Origin of the sequence: Actinoplanes missouriensis 431 (assembly GCF_000284295.1) — a bacterium.
Taxonomy (GTDB): Bacteria; Actinomycetota; Actinomycetes; order Mycobacteriales; family Micromonosporaceae; genus Actinoplanes; species Actinoplanes missouriensis.
In genome coordinates this window covers 3408008-3427172 of the sequence record NC_017093.1, presented here as the reverse complement: position 1 = coordinate 3427172, position 19165 = coordinate 3408008, and the positions used below count along the sequence as shown (strand labels likewise).

At 71.0% G+C, this 19165-nt stretch carries 14 protein-coding genes; 6 read left to right on the top strand and 8 right to left on the bottom strand.

The genetic code is table 11. The annotated features are described in order from the left end of the window. The first annotated feature begins 1 nt into the window (after position 1). From AMIS_RS15960 to AMIS_RS15950, 3 genes are read left to right on the top strand one after another with little or no spacing between them, the layout of a single operon-like run. Positions 2 to 961, top strand: a complete 960-nt coding sequence (locus AMIS_RS15960; RefSeq protein ID WP_014443363.1) for a carbohydrate ABC transporter permease — start codon at positions 2 to 4, stop codon at positions 959 to 961. After that, positions 958 to 1764, top strand: a complete 807-nt coding sequence (locus tag AMIS_RS15955) for a carbohydrate ABC transporter permease (RefSeq protein WP_014443362.1) — start codon at positions 958 to 960, stop codon at positions 1762 to 1764. The genes AMIS_RS15960 and AMIS_RS15955 overlap by 4 nt, the downstream gene beginning before the upstream one ends. Positions 1765 to 1778: 14 nt before the next feature. Continuing rightward, positions 1779 to 3731, top strand: a complete 1953-nt coding sequence (locus tag AMIS_RS15950) for a right-handed parallel beta-helix repeat-containing protein (RefSeq protein WP_014443361.1) — start codon at positions 1779 to 1781, stop codon at positions 3729 to 3731. Positions 3732 to 3787: 56 nt separating this feature from the next. On the opposite strand, the gene AMIS_RS15945 is transcribed toward AMIS_RS15950, so the two are convergent. Genes AMIS_RS15945 through AMIS_RS15930 form a run of 4 tightly spaced genes read right to left on the bottom strand, consistent with a single transcriptional unit; the run spans position 3788 to position 10618 of the window. Then, on the bottom strand, positions 3788 to 5065 hold the full coding sequence (locus tag AMIS_RS15945; protein WP_014443360.1) for a cation:proton antiporter: 1278 nt from the start codon (positions 5063 to 5065) through the stop codon (positions 3788 to 3790). Beyond that, positions 5065 to 6534: a multicopper oxidase family protein gene (locus AMIS_RS15940; RefSeq protein WP_014443359.1), complete on the bottom strand. Its 1470-nt coding sequence runs from the start codon at positions 6532 to 6534 to the stop codon at positions 5065 to 5067. Before AMIS_RS15940 ends, AMIS_RS15945 begins: the two co-directional genes overlap by 1 nt. A 32-nt stretch (positions 6535 to 6566) precedes the next feature. Then, positions 6567 to 8033 (bottom strand): FAD-dependent oxidoreductase, encoded by a 1467-nt coding sequence (locus tag AMIS_RS15935; RefSeq protein ID WP_014443358.1) that lies wholly within the window; start codon positions 8031 to 8033, stop codon positions 6567 to 6569. Beyond that, entirely contained in the window at positions 8030 to 10618 is a 2589-nt protein-coding gene (locus AMIS_RS15930) for an amino acid adenylation domain-containing protein (RefSeq protein WP_014443357.1), read from the bottom strand. The genes AMIS_RS15935 and AMIS_RS15930 overlap by 4 nt, the downstream gene beginning before the upstream one ends. A 652-nt stretch (positions 10619 to 11270) precedes the next feature. Between AMIS_RS15930 and AMIS_RS15925 the strand changes: the two genes are divergently transcribed. The 3 genes from AMIS_RS15925 to AMIS_RS15915 all read left to right on the top strand — a co-directional run bounded on the left by AMIS_RS15925 (position 11271) and on the right by AMIS_RS15915 (position 14444). Beyond that, on the top strand, positions 11271 to 11876 hold the full coding sequence (locus tag AMIS_RS15925; protein ID WP_041829816.1) for a hypothetical protein: 606 nt from the start codon (positions 11271 to 11273) through the stop codon (positions 11874 to 11876). Positions 11877 to 12089: 213 nt separating this feature from the next. Then, positions 12090 to 13481 (top strand): helix-turn-helix domain-containing protein, encoded by a 1392-nt coding sequence (locus tag AMIS_RS15920; protein ID WP_407921889.1) that lies wholly within the window; start codon positions 12090 to 12092, stop codon positions 13479 to 13481. A gap of 87 nt (positions 13482 to 13568) precedes the next feature. Next, positions 13569 to 14444: an SDR family oxidoreductase gene (locus tag AMIS_RS15915; protein WP_014443354.1), complete on the top strand. Its 876-nt coding sequence runs from the start codon at positions 13569 to 13571 to the stop codon at positions 14442 to 14444. Positions 14445 to 14461: 17 nt separating this feature from the next. On the opposite strand, the gene AMIS_RS15910 is transcribed toward AMIS_RS15915, so the two are convergent. From AMIS_RS15910 to AMIS_RS15895, 4 genes are all read right to left on the bottom strand, one after another. Continuing rightward, positions 14462 to 16732, bottom strand: a complete 2271-nt coding sequence (locus AMIS_RS15910) for a M28 family peptidase (protein ID WP_014443353.1) — start codon at positions 16730 to 16732, stop codon at positions 14462 to 14464. A 24-nt stretch (positions 16733 to 16756) separates the two neighbouring features. After that, positions 16757 to 18067, bottom strand: coding sequence for an FAD-binding oxidoreductase (locus AMIS_RS15905; protein WP_051042020.1), 1311 nt, complete (start codon positions 18065 to 18067; stop codon positions 16757 to 16759). A 201-nt stretch (positions 18068 to 18268) separates the two neighbouring features. Beyond that, a complete protein-coding gene (locus AMIS_RS15900; protein ID WP_014443351.1) occupies positions 18269 to 18478 on the bottom strand; it encodes an MbtH family protein in 210 nt (69 codons plus the stop codon). A gap of 27 nt (positions 18479 to 18505) precedes the next feature. After that, entirely contained in the window at positions 18506 to 19165 is a 660-nt protein-coding gene (locus AMIS_RS15895) for a class I SAM-dependent methyltransferase (RefSeq protein ID WP_083888645.1), read from the bottom strand.

Here is a 19165-nt window from a genome sequence, read left to right as displayed (position 1 = left end):
CGTGACGGTCACCGAGGTGCGGGCCGGGGGTGGCGTGCGGACGCCGCCTCCGGTCCGGCCCCGCCGGCGCGGGATCGGCTGGAAGCAGCGCCTGGAGATCCTGGCGCTCTCCGGCCCGGCGATCCTGATGTTCGCCAGTTTCGTGATCTTCCCGGTGGTGATGGCCGCGTACTACGGCTTCTACCGGTGGAAGGGGTACGGGCCGCCGACCGACTTCGTCGGGCTGGACAACTACGTCACGATCCTGCAGGACCCCACCTTCCACGACGCGCTGTGGCACAACGGCCAGGTCGTGGTGCTGTCGCTGGTGCTGCAGGGCCCGATCGCGGTCGGACTGGCGCTGCTGCTCAACCAGAAGATGCGCGGCCAGTCGCTGATCCGGGTGCTGATCTTCGTCCCGTACGTGATCTCCGAAGTGATCGTCGGGACGGCGTGGGCGCTGCTGCTGCAGACCAACGGCGCGGTCAACGACGTGCTGCGGTCGATCGGCCTCGACGGGCTGGCGCAGGACTGGCTGGCGAACCCGAGCCTCGCCATCTGGACCCTGATGCTGATCCTGACCTGGAAGTACATCGGGTTCGCGGTGATCCTGTTCCTGGCCGGCATGCAGAACATCCCGGAGGAGCTCTCCGAGGCGGCTGCGGTCGACGGCGCGACGTTCTGGCAGACCCAGTGGCGGATCACCCTGCCGCTGCTCGGACCCACCATCCGGATCTGGGCATTCCTGTCGATCATCGGCGCGCTGCAGCTGTTCGACCTGGTCTACATCATCTGGGGGCAGTACGTCGCGTCGACGGCCGGCACCTCGACGATGGCGACGTACATGGTCGTCGAGGGCCGTAACGCGGCGAACTACGGCTACGGCAACGCCGTCGCGGTCGTGCTCTTCACCATTTCCATGATCATCGCGCTCGTGTACCAGCGGTTCGTGCTGCGCCGGGACAGCGAAGGACAGGCATGAGACATTCCCGCTATTTCGTCGCGCTGGTGCTGATCGGTCTCATGCTCGGGCCCGTCTTCTACATCGTCGTCGGCGGCTTCCGGACCAACTCGCAGATCACCACCGACCCGGCCGGCCTCCCCGACCCCTGGGTGTTCTCCAACTACACCAACGTGCTGACCGGCGAGGTCTTCTGGCGTCAGGTCGGCAACTCCACGATCGTCGCGCTCACCACCACGATCGGCGTCGTCGTGCTCGGCGTGATGGCCAGTTACGTCCTGGCCCGCTACCGATTCAAAGGCCGAGGCGCCCTGTACGCCCTGTTCGCCGCCGGCCTGATGTTCCCGGCGACGGTCGCCATCACGCCGCTGTACATCCTGGTGAAGAACCTCGGGCTGGTGAACACGCTGCCCGGCGTCATCCTGCCGCAGATCGCCTTCGGGCTCCCCACCACGATCATCATCCTGGTCCCGTTCCTGCGCGCGATCCCCCGGGAGATCGAGGAGGCCGCCGCCATCGACAGATGCAGCCGGCTCGGCTTCTTCTGGCGGATGGTGCTGCCGCTGAGCGTGCCGGGCCTGATCACCACCGGCATCCTCGCGTTCGTGAACAGCTGGAACAGTTACCTGTTGCCGCTGTTCATCCTCAACGACCAGGATGGATTCACGCTGCCCCTGGGCGTGCAGGCGTTCGCGTCGCAGTATTCGGTCGACACCGCGAAGGTGCTCGCGTTCACATCGTTGTCGATGATCCCGGCGCTGGTGTTCTTCAGCCTGTTCGAGCGTCGCATCGTCGGTGGCCTCACCGGCGCCGTCAAAGGATAGAAAGGCCATACGAGATGACATCGCTGCATGTGGCGACCACCGGCAACGACGACGCCGACGGATCTCCGCAGCGTCCGTTGCGGACCATCAACCGGGCCGCCGCGCTCGCCCGGCCCGGGGACACCGTGGTCGTGCACGCCGGCGAGTACCGGGAATGGGTCACGCCACGGCGCGGCGGCCTGAGCGACACCCGGCGCATCACCTACCAGGCGGCCGAGGGCGAGCACGTCGTCATCAAGGGCTCCGAGCGGATCACCACCTGGGAGCCGGACGAGGGAACCGTGTGGCGGGCGACCGTGCCCAACACGCTCTTCGGCGACTTCAACCCGTTCGCCGAGGAGATCGCCGGGGACTGGGTCGTCTACGGCAAGCATCTGGGTGACGTCTACCTCAACGGCGTCAGCTTCTACGAGGCCGGCTCGCGCGCCGAGGTGGTCGCGCCGGAGAAGCGGATCGAGGTGGTCGACGACTGGACCGGCGTCACCGACCGGATCCGGGAGCCGGAACGGACCCTGCTGGTCTGGTACGCCGAGGTGGGGCCCGCGGAGACGACGATTTGGGCGAACTTCCAGGGCGCCGATCCGAACACCGAGCTCACCGAGATCAACGTACGCCGGTCGGTCTTCTATCCGCTCCTGCCGCACCTGGACTACATCACCGTGCGCGGCTTCGAACTCTGCCAGGCAGCCACCCCGTGGACGCCGCCCACCGCCGACCAGCCCGGGCTGATCGGCCCGAACTGGGCCAAGGGCTGGATCATCGAGGACAACCACATCCACGACGCGAAGTGCTCGGCGATCTCGATCGGCAAGGAGGCGTCGACCGGCCACAACTACGCCACCGAGCGCGGCGACAAGCCCGGTTACCAGTACCAGCTGGAGTCGGTCTTCGCGGCCCGGCAGATCGGCTGGGACCGTGAGCACATCGGCTCGCACGTGATCCGCCGCAACACCGTCCACGACTGCGGGCAGAACGGCATCGTCGGCCACCTGGGCTGCGTCTTCTCCACCATCGAGGACAACCACATCTACAACATCGCGCTGAAGCGCGAGTTCTACGGGTACGAGATCGGCGGGATCAAGCTGCACGCCGCGATCGACGTGGTGATCCGGCACAACCGGATCCACGACTGCTCGCTGGGCACCTGGCTGGACTGGCAGACGCAGGGCACCCGGGTGTCGCGCAACGTCTACTACAACAACAACCGGGACCTGTTCATCGAGGTCAGCCACGGGCCGTACCTGGTGGAGCACAACGTCCTCGCCTCGCCGGCCGCCTTGGAGCTGTGGAGCCAGGGCGGGGCGTTCGTGCACAACCTGATCGGCGGCACGCTGTGGCTGATGCCGGTGATGGACCGGGCCACGCCGTACCACCTGCCGCACAGCACGCAGGTGGCCGGCTACGCGTTCATCGTCGGCGGCGACGACCGGTGGATCGGCAACGTGTTCGTCGGCGGGGACCCGGGCGCGGCGTACGGCGGGTCGGTTCCCGAAGGTGGGGAGCCGGCGCACGCGGGGACCGCCGGTTACGACGCCTACCCGGCGTCCTTCGAGGAGTACCTGCGGCGCATCGACGAGCAGCCGCCCGGTGACCACCAGCGCTACCTCGGCGTGAAGCAGGCGGTCTACGCCCGGGACAACGTCTACGCCGGAGGTGCCCGCGCCTACGCCGGTGAGCGGGACGCGGTGACCCTTTCCGGCGGGGCGGTGTCGGTCGTCGAGGAGGGCGACGAGGTGTACCTGGTGACCGACCTGCCGGAGGGCATCGGCGGGCCGGGTATCACCCCGGTCGGCGGGCATGACCTGGAGCGGGTCCGGTTCGCCGACGCCGAGTTCGAGGAGCGGGACGGGACGCCGGCCGTCATCGCGACCGACCTGACGGGCGCGCACAAGGAGCAGGACCGGGCGTACCCGGCCGGGCCGCTTGCCGAACTCGCGGCCGGAAGCAGTCGTATCCGGGTGTGGTGATCAGCCTGGTGCCGGCGGCGGCGCCCGGGAGGGCGCCGCCGCCGAGGCGGGCACGATCAGGGAGAGGGGGCGGCCGCGACAGCGGGACGGCCCGGCGGCGCGGGCGCCGTCCTCGCCGCCGCGAGTTTCGGCACGCCCACCAGGGTGAGCAGCGGCGAGGTCAGCACCGTGGTCAGCACCGCCATGAGCACGAGCACGCTGAACAACCGCTGCCCGATGAGACCGGCACTCAGCCCCACGTTGAGGGCGATCAGCTCGGTGAGACCACGCGTGTTGATCAGGACGGCCACCACGCTGGAGTCACGCGGCCGCAGGCCACCGGCGCGGGCGGCCAGGTAGGCCGGGATCGTCTTGCCGACGACCGCGATCAGGCAGACCAGAGCGAGTACCAGGAACGCGTCGCCGCCGAGCGCGCCGATGTTCACCGACAGCCCAGTGATCATGAAGAAGAGCGGCAGGAGCGCGCCGGAGATCTTCTCCATCGGCTCGAGGACGTCCGGGTCGGGCTCGGCGTCGCGGCGCGGCATCGCGAGCCCTGCGATGAAACCGCCGAACACCGCGTGCAAGCCGAGGGACGCGGTGACCCAGGCGGCGGCCAGGGCGAGGGTCATGGCGATCGGCAGCGCCACGGTCTTGCCCGGACGCCGCTTGAGCCACCAGGCCAGGGCCGGCCGCACGAGCAGGAGCATCACGGCCATGAAGAGCGCGAACAGCAGCAGCGAGACCGACCACGAGTAGCCGTGCAGGTGGGTGGCGCCGGCCACCACGGCGGCGAGCACGATCCAGGCGGCCCCGTCCATGATCCCGGCGGCGGTGGTGGAGGTGACGCCGGGAATGGTCGCGGTGAGGCCCCGCTCGCGCAGGATCGCGGCGAGCACGGGCAGCGCCGTGATCGAGACGGCGATGCCCATGAAGGCCACGAACGCGCCGCTCGTGGGTGGCTGGCCGAGCGCGGTGAACGCCGGTTCGAAGACCGTCGCGGCGCCGGCGCCCAGGGCCATCGGCACGAGCAGGGACGCCACCGCGACGAGGACCGCGGCCCGGCGGCCGTGCCGCAGCAGCCGGCGGTCGAGCTCGTAACCGACGACGAACATGAACAGCACGACCGAGACCTGGGCGAGGGCGGTGAGCGACGGGAGGGCGCTCTGCGGGAAGATCCGCTCGGTGAGGTGCCCGGGCAGGTGCCCGAGCACGCTCGGGCCGAGCAGGATCCCGGCAATCATCTGACCGACGACGGCGGGCTGGCCTAGCCGGCGTGCGGCGGCGCCGAGCAGCCAGGAGAGGAAGACGACCACGGCGACCGCACCCACGACGTCGGCGATGAGCGCGTCCATCAGGTGACCACCTCCATCTGGGCCATCATCTGGAAGGTGGAAGCGTGTTCCATCATGTGGCAGTGGTAGGCGTACACCCCGGTGAAGTCGGTGAACTTGGCGAGCAGCCGGACCGAGGTGCCGCCGGGAATGTGCACGGTGTCCTTGAAACCGGACTCGCCGGGCAGCGGCGGCGCGCCGTCCCGGTCGAGCACGCGGAACTGCACGAGGTGCATGTGGAAGACGTGCTCGATGCCGCCGAAGTCGGTGTCGGCGTTGTGGACGTTCCAGATCTCGGTCGTGCCCCGGCGCACCGTCGCGTCGATGCGGTACGGGTCGTAGGGCTTGCCGTCGATCCAGAACCACTGCTGGTCCGGTGACAGCCCGAGGGTGATGTCGCGTTCCCGGATCGGGACCGGCGGCGCGGGCATCGTGCGGAGCACCGCCGGGACGATGCTGGTGTCCTTGGCCTTCCGGTCGACGTCGAAACGCAGGACCGGTCCGAGCTCGGCGGTCTGCAGCAGGAACCGGGATCCGATGGCGCGCCCGCCGAAGTCCACGACGACGTCGATCCGTTCGGCCGGCGAGATCGACAGTTCGGTGACCGGCACCGGCCGGGGCAGCAGCCCTCCGTCGCTGCCGACCTGGACCACGGGAAGGTCACCGAACGAGAGGTGGAAGGTGCGGTGGTTCGACGTGTTGAGCAGCCGGAACCGGTAGCGGCGCGCGGCGACGGCGAAGTACGGCTGCACCTTGCCGTTGACCATCGTGGTCAGCCGGGTCTGCAACGGGTCGACGGTGTCGTCGAAGACCAGCTGCCCGTTCTCGTCGAAGGCGGCGTCCCGGATCATCATGGGGACGTCGTATTTTCCCGACGGCAGGTTCAGCTGCTTCTCCGCGTCGCTCTCCAGCAGGTAGAAGCCGTGCATGCCGCGGTAGACGTGTTCGGCCTCCCGGTGGTGGGTGTGGTCGTGGTACCACAGCATCGCCGGGTCCTGGCGGTTCGGGTACTCGTACACCCGGGAAGCGCCCGGCGGGATGGTGTCCATCGGGTGGCCGTCGTTGTCGGCAGCGACGTGCCCGCCGTGCAGATGGACGTTGGCGGGCTCGGTGAGCCGGTTCGTGTACTTGATGCGCACGGTACGGCCGGCCTTGGCGCGGATCGTCGGACCGATGAAGGAGCCGCCGAAGGTCAGCGCCGTGGTCTTCACGCCCGGCAGGATCCGCACCTCGGCGGATTCCATCGTGTGCTCGTAGTAGTCGTGGTCGGCGTACACCCGGGTCGGTCGCAGCTGGCCGGGGATCGTCAGGCCGACCGTGTACGGGGTGACGCCGGGATCCGCGACGGCGGTCTCTCCCGTCGCCCGGTGCCGCAGGTGATCGGGCAGCGGATCCGGGGTGCCCGCGTCGGCGGACGCGCCGTGCGTCGAGGCCACCACCGATCCGGTGGCCGCCAGCACTCCGGCAGCCAGCAGGTGTCGTCTGTCCATCTATCCTTCACATCCTCTTCAGGCCCGGAAAGTCATGGTCTGGTCCAGCCGAGGCTGTCGTCGGTGGCGATCAGCCCGTCGTCGAACAGGGGTGACTCGACGCCCGCGTCGCCGCCGAGCAGGGCGTGCGACTGGATGCGGGCGCCCTCGCTCATCGCGGCGGCGACCACACCGCTGGAGTGCAGCGCGCTGGGGCGGGTGTCGAGTTCGTAGGTGGCGGCGGCGAGCGCTCCGGCCCCGGCGGCGATGGCCTCGGACGTGCGGTGCGCGGTCGCGAGCGCCTCCTCACCGGACGAGGTGCCGGCGACCAGCTCCACGAAGGCCTCCAGGTTCGAGGCGTTCTGCTGGGTCACCTTCTTGGCCTGCCAGAAGTACGAGTCCTCGTCGGCCTGCATGCTGTAGAAGGAGGCCAGGAACTCGTGGAAGACGCCGTATTCGCGGCGGTAGCGGCGCTCGAACTCGGTGAAGGCGGCGGTCTCGTCGACGGTGCCCTCCAGGCAACTGTTGATCGACCGGGCGGCGAGCAGGGCGCCGTACGTGGCGAGGTGGACCCCGGAGGAGAAGACCGGGTCGACGAAGCAGGCGGCGTCGCCGATGAGCACCATGCCGGAGCGCCAGAACGGCGCGTTGCAGTAGGAGTAGTCCTTGCGCACCCGGATCTCGCCGTACGGTCCGGTGGTCACCCGGCTGGCGTCAGCGAGGTACTCCTTGATCAGCGGGCAGTCGTCGATCAGCTTCCGCAGGGCGGCTTCCGGGTCGCCCTGCACGCGGTCGGCGCTGTCCCGGCGCACGACGGCGCCGACGCTGGTGAGCTGGTCGGTGAGCGGGATGTACCAGAACCAGCCCTCGTCGAAGGCGGCGCAGAGGATGTTGCCCTGGTTAGGGGCGGGCAGGCGCTTGCCGCCCTCGTAGTAGCCGAAGAGGGCGAGGTTCTGGAAGTACGGCGAGTAGTGCCGCTGCGGGCTGACCGACTTGTAGGTGCGGCTCATGTTGCCGGACGCGTCGACCACGTAGGCGGCGGTGGCCTCGTAGGGGGTGCCGTCCGCATCGGCGTAACGGACCCCGGTGACCCGGCCGCCGGTCTCGACGATACCGGTGACGGTGCAGAGCTCCTGGACCTTGACGCCGTTCTTGCGGGCGTTGTCCAGCAGGATCTGGTCGAACTTCATCCGCTCGACCTGGTAGGCGTGCGAGGTGGGCCCGGCCAGCCGCGGCGAGACAGCGAAGGAGAACGTCCACGGCTCGGGGTTGGCGCCCCAGCGGAAGGTCCCGCCGTTCTTGCGCATGAACCCGGCCTCGCCGAGGCGATCGGCGACGCCGAGCAGGTTCGCGATGCCGTGCACGGTGGCCGGCAGCAGCGACTCGCCGATCTGGTAGCGGGGGAACTTCTCCTTCTCCAGCAGCAGGACGCGATGCCCCTTCTTGGCAGTGAGCGTCGCTACCGTGGAGCCGGCGGGCCCGCCACCGATCACGATGACGTCGTAGCTCTCGGAGTTCACTGATTCCTCCCGGGGTGGGGCTGGCGGGCTGACGGGTGGGGCTGGCGGGCTGACGGGTGGGGCTGGCGGGCTGACGGGTGGGACTGGCGGGCTGACTTGAGATGGGCGGCGAGGACCGGGCCGATGGTGCTCATCGGACCGGTACGGGCCATGTCGCGGTGCTCGCAGTCGACGAGGTGGTGACTGATCTCCCCGCTGGTGTGGGGCCGCCACTGGTCGGCCGACGCGAACTCGGCGAGCCGGCCGCGCGTGGCGGTGAACAGCAGCATGTCGGTGTCGAGGGGCGCCGGCCGGTAATCGCGCAGCAGCCGGTAGTTGCCGGTGAAGACCTCGATGAGCCGGTCGACGGTGCCGTCGCCGAGGCTCGCGATGGCGCTGCCGTGGCTGCGGGCGACGTCGATGACCGTCGCGCGGTCGACAGCGCCGGGTCCGGGTTCGAGATCGGGGACGTTGATGAAGTGCAGCAGGTCGAGCAGCAGCGCGGCCTCGTCGTCGTGCCGCAGCTCCGGCGGGATCTGCGGGTACGCGTCGAGCAGGGTGAGCGAGCCGACCTCCTCGCCCCCGGCCCGCAGCGCCGCGGCGATCTCATAAGCGATGACGCCGCCCATCGACCAGCCCAGCAGGTGGTAGGGACCGGCCGGCTGGATCTCGCGGATCCGCCGCAGGTAGTCGGCGGCGAGACCGGCGATACTCACCGGCGGGTCGCACGGGCCGCTGACGCCGGGCGCTTGCAGGCCGTACACCGGGTGCTGTCGTCCGACGTGCGGCAGCAGGCCGGTGTAGCACCAGCTGATGCCGCCTGCCGGGTGGACGCAGAACAGCGGCGGGGCGGTGCCCGTCGCACGCAGGGTGAGCACCGGGCCGAGGGCGCTGTCGTGCCGGTCCGCTCCGAGCAGGCGGCTCACCTGGGCGGGGGTCTGCGCCTCGATGATCGCCACGACCGGGATGTCGATGCCGAGCTCGCTGCGGATGCGCACGCTGAGCCGGGTCGCCATCAGCGAGTCGCCGCCGAGCTCGAAGAAGTTGTCCTCGGCCCCGACCCGCGGCAGACCGAGCACGTCGGCGAACAGCCGGCAGAGGATCTCCTCCTGCGGGGTCCGCGGCGTGCCGGCGCTCGCCGTGAACACCGGCGCGGGAAGGCGTTCCTTGTCGACCTTGCCGCTGGGGGTCAGCGGCAGGTCATCGATGACGGTGTAGGCGCCGGGGACCATGTGCGCCGGCAACCGCGCGGCGAGGTGGGCGGCCGCGGCCCGGGTGTCGGCGTGGCCGTCCGGGCCGGGCACCAGGTACGCGGCGAGCCGCCCCTGGATCAGCAGGACCCGGGCCTCGGTGATGTCGGGGCGTTCGCGCAGGACGGCTTCGATCTCGGCGGGCTCGACGCGGAATCCACGGATCTTGATCTGGTCGTCGGCGCGGCCGTCGTACCCGACGGTGCCGTCGGGGCACCAGTGGGCGAGGTCGCCGGTGCGGTACATGCGGCTGCCGGGCGGCCCCCACGGGTCGGGCAGGAACCGCTGGGCGGTGAGGGCGGGCCGGTTGAGATAGCCGCGGGCCAGGCCGGCGCCGGCGATGAACATCTCGCCCATGCCGCCCGGCGGCACCGGCGCGAGGTCGTCGCCGGCGATGTGGAGGCGGGTGCCGGAGATCGCTGTCCCGATGTGTGACAGGTCGCCGGCGCGCAACGGCGCGGTCATGGTGGCGCAGACGGTGGACTCGGTCGGCCCGTACGCATTGATCATGGTTCGTCCGGGCGCCCAGCGCCGGATCGTGTCGCTCGGACAGAACTCCCCGGCCACGATCAGACTGAGCCCGGCCGGCAGCGCGGAGTCCGGCAGTTCCTGCAGCGGCAGCACGGCGGGCGGCAGGGTGGCGTGCGTGACGCGTTCCCGGGTGATCAGGGCGCTGAGCGCCGGGCCGGGCGCGAGGTCGCTCTGGGGCGCCAGGACCAATGTGGCGCCGGTGAGCAGCGCCATGCAGATCTCCGAGACCGCGGCGTCGAAGCTGGGCGACGCGAACTGCAGGACGCGGCTGGCCGTGCCGACGCCGAACGCCGTGGCCTGGGCGGTCGTCAGGTCGTACAGGCCGGTGTGGGTGACGACGACGCCCTTGGGGCGACCGGTCGACCCCGAGGTGTAGATGACGTAGGCGGGATGCGCCGGGTCGAGCGGTGCCAGGCGGTCGGCGTCGCTCAGGTCGCCGTCCGGCAGGTCGCTCGCTGCCGCGCGCAGGGCGTGCAGGGAGACGACGGCACCGGTCCCGTCCTGGTCCTCGTGCTCGTCACGGTCCTCGGTGACGATCAGCACGGGCGCGGCGTCAGCGCGCATGAAGGCGATGCGATCGGGTGGGTACGCCGCGTCGATCGGCAGGAACGCGCCGCCGGCCCGGACGACGGCGAGCATCGCGATGATCATTTCAGGGCCGCGGGGCAGCTGGAGGCCCACGATGCGTTCCGGGCCGACGCCGCGGCGGACCAGCTCGCGGGCGAGGGTGTTGGCGGCGCGGCTGAGTTCGCCGTAGGTGGTGGCGGCCCCCCGGAAGCGCAGCGCCTCGGCGTCCGGGGTGAGGCGGGCTCGCCTGTCGAACATCGCCGGCAGGGTGGGCCGCGGTGTCGGCGTCACGGGCGCGGGTGCCGGCTCCGGCGAGATTTCGCTGATCGATGATTCGGAGGGCGATTGCAGAGTCACGTGGGATCTCCCGCCATCTGGTGTCGACCGTGTCTCCGGGGGTGCCGGTAACGGTCCTGGGAGGCTGCGAAACAACCCGGTCAGCTCGCATTACAGATCTGTCATGTGGTTCTACATGAGTGTCTCAAGTCGAGTCAAGTAAGTTGACAGGAGTGCCGCGAAGAGCGCTTCCCCAGTCATGCGCAACGGTCGCGGTCCTGCTCAGACCGGCGTGATCAGCGTTGACAACAGTGACGGATTCGCCCGCTTGCGCAGGCGACACGGCCTCGCGCGACGTAATCAACCAGTGGCGGGAGTCCAAATTAGTTGACTCGTATGACAAGTAAACCATGACAATCGAGGGCTGGTAGTCGCGAAAGACATCAACTAGCCTTGACCGTCGGAAGCCGATTGCTGACCACATGTCACATCACGCGGGGGACCAGGACAGTTGATCACGCCCAGAGACCGGACGTCGCCTTCCGACAGCGACGCTGCGGTGTCCGAAACGGCACAACCAACCGACACCCAGAAAAGCAACAACGGGGCCGACGGCCACACGCCCGCTCCCCCGGTGTCCGATTACGGCTATCCGGTGGCGCTGTCCTGGCTGTCGCGGTGTCACGACAGCCTGACCAGCGGGCACCAGCCGGCCGGCGGCCGGCGGTTCAACGACGACCTGTGCTGGCCCACTGCCGCCGAGTTCGGCTCCGTGGTGCTGGAGTACGCGGTGCGCATCAACGATCCGCACGCGCTCGATCAGGCCATCGACCTGCTGCGCCGCGCCTGCCACGACGGCCCGCAGACCGGCCAGGCGCGGATCGCCAACTCCTATCTGCTCGGCATGGCCCTGTGCATCCGCTTCGACAGGTGCGGCCGGTTCGCCGACCTCAACAGCGCGGTCCGGGAGCTGCAACTGGCGCGCGAGGTCTTCGGCGACGCCGCCGAGCGATCCGACCTGGCCCGCGCCGGCCGGGCTCTGAGCCTGCTCGGCCGGGCTATCCACCGCCGCTTCCGGATCGCCGGGCAGTCCGTCGACCTGGACGAGGCAGCCGAGGCCTTCCGCGCCGCCGCCGAGCTGACCGGGCGCCGGATGACCGGCGCCGAGACGGCACGGAACACCCGCCGGAACGCCCGTACGACGAGCCGCCAGACGGGGCGTCGTTACCTCCACAGATGACGGCCCTAGTCAACCGGAGAGGTCGGCCGCAAGACCGCCATCAGCGGGAATCCCCGATCGGGTCGCGCCGATTTGGACGGCGACCCTGGTGATTTACCCGATCTTGCCGGTAGACTTCACTGCACTTGACAAGAGTGCACTGCGCGTGACTACGCGCATTCAAGAGAGTGGCTGTAGATCGTGGACATGGTCACCGGAAACGCCAACGACGTCATTCCGGCCGGGGAGACCTTCGGCAAACGGCTGCGGCGGCTGCGAGTCGCGCGCGGATTGCGCCAGCGCGACCTGGCCGGGGACAACATCTCAGCCAGTTACATCTCCTTCCTGGAAGCCGACCGCCGTGAGCCCAGCTCCCGCGTGGTCCGGGAGATCTCGGAGCGGCTCGGCTGCCCGCCCGAATACCTGCTGGCACCGGAGCCGGCCGCCGGCAGCGCGCCCGACCGGACCGCCGCGGCCCAGCTGAGGCTCGCCCGCGCCGCCCTGCTCATCGGGGAGCTCGACGACGCCGTCGACGGCTATCAGCAAGCCCTCGACGACAACCCCGGCAAGGAGGACGTCCTCGAGGAGGTCGAGTTCGGCCTGGCCCGCATCGCGGAGCTGCAGGGACGGTACGCCGACGCGGTCGTCGCCTATGAGGGCTGCCTGCGCTCGGCGGAGAACTACCCGCAGTACACGCACTGGCTCGGCGCCACCCTCGGGTTGATCCGCAGCCTCGCCCGCGCCGGTGACGGCGACCGGGCTCTCGCCGAGGCCGAGCGCACCCAGGAACGCATCGACGCGCTGGGCCTGGCCGTCTCCGACGTCACGGTGGAACTCAGCTCGGTGGTGGCGGCGGTGTGGTGCGAGCGCGGCGACCACGAGGCCGCCGGGGTGCCGATCGCCCAGGCGATGGGTGTGCTCCCCCAGCTGTCCGAGCGCCGGCAGCTGGTCGCGGTGTACTGGAACGCCAGCCGGGCGGCCTATCGGGACGGCCGCATCGGCCACGCCCTGGAGCTGGCCGCGCGGGTCACCGACGCCGACACCAACGACTACCGGCAGACCTTCGGCATGCTCCGCGCGGTGTACGGCGGACTGCTGATCCGGCAGACCCCGGCGCGCCCGGAGCAGGCCCGCGAGCTGCTCGAGCAGGCCATCGCCGACCTGGACAGCGCCGGCGCGATCGCGGACGCCGCCCGCTGCCGCAACGACCTGATCCGGTGCCTGATCATGCAGGACGAGGCGCAGGCCGCGCACCGGATGGCCGGCGAGATGGCCGCCGACCCCCGGGTTCCCGACCTGGAACGGATCCGGTGCCGCTTGCTGGACACCACCGCGCTGTCGCTGCTCGGCGACCAGGACGGTGCGCGCCGCGCCTGCCTGGACGCGCAGGCGGAGCTCGACGCGCTTCCCGACACCGCGCAGAGCTCCCGGCTGTGGTCACAGCTGGGTCAGGTGATGACCGAGATCGGCGAGACCGAGGCGGCGATCGCGGCGTACCGGCGCGCCATTCAGGGACTGGGCATGGAGTTGCCGCCGACCCTGCTGCCCAACCGTCCGCAGCCGGCCACAGCGCGGGCCGCCGAGCGTCCGGCGCGATCCGGGAACCGGCACGGCTCCCGCGCCTGACGAAGCGAGCCCTTCCGGGCGCTCAGAAAAGATCGAATGCCACCGACTACATTGGTCGGTGGCATTGTCGCGCACGGAGGAGAATCGTTGAGCAACGCGTTGAAGGGCAAAGTGGCTCTGGTCGCCGGAGCCACCCGGGGAGCCGGCCGCGCCATCGCCAGGGAATTGGGCGCACAGGGCGCCGTGGTCTATTGCACGGGGCGCAGTGTCGCCGGTCGACCGGCGACCGGCAACCGTCCGGAGACCATCGAGCAGACCGCCGAGCTGGTCACCGCCGGCGGCGGCACCGGCATCGCCGTGCAGACCGACCACACCGTCCCTGAGCAGGTGCAACGGCTGATCCAGCGGATCGCCGAGGACCAGGACGGCCGGTTGGACATCCTGGTCAACGACGTCTGGGGCGGCGACGAGCTCACCTCCTGGGGCAAGCCGTTCTGGGAGCACGATCTTGACGCGGGCCTCCTGATGCAGCAGCGGGCGGTGCATTCCCACATCATCACCAGCCACTTCGCGGCGCCTTTGATGGTGGCGCGGAAATCCGGCGTGATCGTGGAAATCACCGACGGATACAAGCCCGACTATCGGGGCAGCCTTTTCTACGATCTCGCCAAAGCGTCGGTTATCCGACTCGCACTGGCCATGTCCGAAGAACTCCGGCCGCACGGCATCACCGCCTTGGCGATCACTCCCGGCTTCCTGCGGTCCGAGGCGATGCTCGACGCGTTCGGCGTCACCGAGGAGAACTGGCGCGACGGCATCGCCAAGGACCGGCATTTCGGCGGCTCGGAGACCCCGCACTACGTGGGCCGCGCGGTGGCGGCCGTGGCCGCCGACCCCGAGGTCGCCGGCCTGGCCGGCAAGACGTACGCGTCCTGGCACCTGATGGAGCGGTACGGGTTCACCGATATCGACGGCCGCCAGCCGCACTGGGAGAACTTCACCGCCGCGATGCACCGCGGCTGACGGCCCCGCCCGCGACCTCAGATCTTGAGCCAGCGGGCCGCGAACGTGCCATTGCCCCAGCCGTCGACGTCGAGGGCCGCCGCGGGCGTCTGCGAGCCGAACGCGGACGCCGGCGGCCCGGCGGCCAGGCCGTCCGACCTGTCGATCACCCGGATCCGCGCCGGCGCGGCGTCCAGCACCAGGCTCACCTCGATACCGTCGGCGCCGGGGGCGTAGAGCCACAATTCCCACGGTCCGGCCGGATCGTCCGGTCCCGGCCGGCCCTCCACCGACCAGGCGTGCACGACGGCGTCCGGAATGGTCAGACCGATCTGCCGGGCGTCGCGGGCCGTGCTGACCCGCAGCCGCACCCGGCGGCGGCCGCCGCCGGCCGGCTCGTCCGCCAGCACCCGCAGCTCCGGCGCCGGCAGCGGATGCGGCTCCGCCGGGGCGCTGATGAACTCGCGATCCCAGCCCGGGAAGAAGTCCGGCAGCGGCCCCCGGACGGGTTCGGCGCCCAGGAACCGGCCGGTCCACTCCGTCGGCCGCTGGTCGGTGCTGAGGTACCAGCCGGTGCCCGCGTCCACGTCGTACAGATAACTCAGGGTCTCCGGTGTGTCGCCGGCCGGGCGGGTCAGCCGGTGCGCCAGCACCGCCGCCGCCCCGGCCAGCCCACCCACCGCGACCGCCCGCCGCACCCGCGGCGGCAGCATCGACAGCGCGGGCGCCGCCAGCTCACCGCCGAGCTGCAACGCCAGCATCGAGGCGGCCGCCATCCGGGGGGTCAGTCCCTGATAGAGCAGCCGCGACAACGGTACGAAGGTGGCCGCTGCCCCCGCCGCGGCGACGGCAGCGCCGGCCGCCCGCACCGCCGGATGCGCACCGGTGGTCAGCGCGGCGACGGCGCCGCCGGCCAGCGGCCAGACCGTCACGTAACCGGCGCCGGGCGCCCGCGCTCCGGCCAGCAGCGAGAGCACCGCCAGCGGTGGCAGCACCGCGCCCAGCCGCCGCCACGGCTCGTCGCCCGCCATGCCGGTCACCGCCGCCGAGGCGGCCAGCCCTCCGAGCGCGACGTGCACGGCGTCCGATCCGGGGAAGTCGCCGCTGCGGCGGAACTGAGGGCTGCGCGCCGCCGCCGCGAAGGTCAGCGCCGTCGCGGCGCCGCCACCGGCGACCAGTCTCGCGAGCAGCCGGAGCGTCGACGACGGCAGCCGCCAGCCGTCACCGAGGCGGCGGCGCCCGGCCAGCAGCCCGGCCACCGCGGCCGAGGCCGCCAGCGCGGCGAGCGGGGTGGACATCGGCGCCGGGTAGTGCACCAGGCGGCGCGGCCCGGCGGAGAAGAAGACCGGATCGGGGCCGGCGGGCTCGTCGAGGTCCATCGCGCCGAGTCTGCGGGCCAGGCCCGTCATCACCTCGCCGTGGTGTTGCAGGGTGCCCCGGTCGCGGTGCTCGAAGTCGTCGTTCGGGCCGTGGTAGTCGATGAACCCGCCGATGTTGGCGAAGTTGAGGCCGGGCAGCCCGCGTTCCCGGGCCACCGCGAAGTCCGTGGTATTCGGCATCCGCTGGTACGCCTCGTCGAACAGCGAGCTGCTCTGCGCCGGACGCTCCAGGTCGGCGAGGTGCCGTAGCAGCGCCCCGCTGCCCGGGCCGGTCTCGAACATCAGCGCCGGTCCGCGGGTGCCCCGCGCCTCGAAGTTGAGCACCGCACCCACCCGGGCGGCGGCCGGGTGCTCGTCGAAGAACGCCCGGGCGCCGAGCAGCCCGGTCTCCTCCCCGTCGGTCAGCAGGAAGATGACGTCGTTGCGCGGCGGCGGGCCGGTCACGAGCGCGCGGGCGGTCTCCAGCACGGCGGCGGCCAGCATGCCCGCGTCGCTGACACCGGCGCCCTGCTCGACCGAGTCGTAGTGGGTCATCACCAGCACGGCCCGGCCCGGCACGGTGCCGGGGATGCGGGCCACGATGTTCCGCACGCGGCCGGCCGAGCGGTAGCGCACCCCGTACGGCGCGGCGCCCAGGTCGGCCACCGCGACCGACTCCTGCACCTCGGTCTCCAGGCCGAGCCGCCGCAGCCGGTCCACCAGCTCGGCCCGAGTCCGAGCCGCAGCCGGCGAGCCGATCGGCCGGGGCTCGGCGGCGATCACCCGGAGGTGACCTTCGGCCCGTACCGCGGAGAACCTGTCGAGCGGGGCGCGGGCACCGGCCGGGCGGGGTGGCCGCAGTCCGCGCAGCGCGGCGATCGCGGCGCCGGCCGCGGCGATCGCCGGCAGGGCGCGCAGGCCGGGCCGGAGCAGTGATGCGGATCGCTTCATATCGGTCGCCGCCTCCGCGGGTTGTCAGACGATGGCGTGGGGGAAACGGAAGAACCGGTCCGGGTCGTACGCCGCCCGCACCTCGCTCAGCCGCGCGTAGTTCGACCCGTAGTAGCGGCTCTGCCAGTCGGGCAGCGCCGGATCGACGAAGTTCTGGTACGTCCGGGGCGCCGCCCACGGCCGGACCGCCTCCCAGCAGGAGTCGATCCAGTCGACGGCCACCTGCTGTCCCTGCGGCGACTCGGCGTCCATCGTGCCGACCGCGCAGCCGACGAAGTACCTGCTGTCACGGTGCACGAAGGCGGTGGCGTCGGCGGGCACCCGGTTGATGGCGCCGCCCATGGTCAGGAAGTCGAGGTTGCGGGACTGTCCCGGAGCGCGGTGGGCGGCGAACGCCTCGACCATCGCGAGGATGCCCTCGGCCGGGATGTCGTGGTCGACGAAGTGCCCGCGCGCCCGGGCGAACCCGACCCGCGGCACCTTCCCCTCGGGATGCGATCCGGCGAAGTGGCATTCGGCCATCGACATGCCCTCACAGCCGAACCACCAGATCACCCCCTCCTCGTACGGGACGGTCGTCACCGAGGTCTCGTCGGGCGGGGTGGGTATCCGGTCGCGGAGGTGCTGGAGCAGCGGGCCGAGCAGCTCGGGCGAACCCAGCCAGGCGCCCTTCACGGTGAGCTCCGGCACGGCACCCTCGGCGGCGTCCGGCAGCTCCATGGTCAGCGTCGGCGTCATGTCGTCCGGGGTGGTGAACGCCCACTCCTGCCATGCCCGCACCACCTCGGCCGCGGCCGCCCACGGCCAGCGCAGGACGTAGTTGGTCATCTCGGTCACCGGGTAGGCACGCAGGCTCAGCGAGGTCACGACGCCGAAGTTGCCGCCGCCACCACCGCGCAGCGCCCAGAACAGGTCGCTGTGATGCAACCGGTCGCAGCGCACGAGCCGGCCGTCGGCGAGCACGATGTCGGCGGACAGGATGTTGTCGACGGCGAGGCCGTACTTGCGGCTCTCCAGGCCGATGCCGCCGCCGAGGGCCAGCCCGGCGATCCCCACCGTCGAGCACCAGCCGGTCGGCACCGCCAGCCCGTACCGCAGCGAGTCGGTGTAGAGGTCGACGAGCTGGGCGCCCGCCTCGACCCGGGCGACGTCGCCGTCGATGACGGTGCGGGTCATGCCGGAGACGTCGACGACGATGCCCTCGGTCGTCGAGTAGCCGGCGAAGCTGTGCCCGCCACTGCGCGGGACGGCCGGGACGCCGAGCTCGCCGGCGAACGCCAGTGCCTGCCGGACGTCCTCGGGTCCCGCGCAGCGCACGACGGCGAGCGGGCGCACGGCGTTGAACTCGAGGTCGGCCAGTGCCCGGGCGTCGTCGTATCCGTCGTCGTCCGGCCGGATGACGCTGCCCCGGACGCGGGCGCGCAGCCCGTCCCAGTCGGGGCCGGCGGCGTCCCGCCGCGGCCCGCTGCCGTTGTCCTGCTGAGTCTTCGGTCGATGCTGCAGAATGGCGCTGCCCTCCTCGGTCGGGGTGCCGGCTCAGGCGGTGCGCACGGACTTGGGCCGCATGTCGAGCCAGGTGCGGTCGACGTGGTCGAGGCACTCGCGGCGGGTTCCGGCGAAACCGGTGGCGTGCCAGCCGGCGGGAACGTCGCGGTCCTGCGGCCAGATGGAGTACTGCTCCTCGTCGTTGATCACCACGCGGCACGGGTAGTCGTCGTCGTCGGACAGGAAACTGGACATGATCATTTCCTTTCGCGTACGGGTGGGATGCGGTCAGCGCTTGACGGCGACGGTCAGGCCGTCGGCGTAGGGCAGCACGCTCAAGTCGATGCGCTCGTCGCTGCGGCGGCGGGCGTTGAAGTCGCGCAGCGCGACGGTCTCCGGATCGGTCGTGGAGTCGTCGACCACCAGTCCCGACCAGAGCACGTTGTCGAAGACGAGCGTGCCGCCGGGGCGTACCAGGGCCAGCGCCAGCTCGTAGTACTGCTCGTAGGACTCCTTGTCGGCGTCGATGAACGCGAAGTCGAACGTGCCGTCGCGGCCCTCGGCGCGCAGCCCGCGCAGCGTGTCGGCAGCCGGGCCGAGCCGCAGGTCCACCTTGCCGGCCACGCCGGCGCGCTCGCAGTACCGCATGGCGACCTGCGTCCACTCGGCGCTCACGTCGCAGGCCACGATCGTGCCGTCGGGCGGCAGGGCCAGGGCGGTGCTCACCAGGCTGTAACCGGTGAACACGCCGACCTCCAGGGTCCGGCGGGCGCCGACGGCCCGTACCAGGGTGCTCAGGAACTGGCCCTGTTCCGCCGAGACCTGCATGCTCGCGACCGGCAGCGACCGGGTCTCGTCACGCAGCTCGCTCAGCAGCGGGCTGTCGCGCAGTGAGACGTCGCGGACGTACCCGCACAGCTCCTCGGACAGCTCGACCTGGGTAAACAT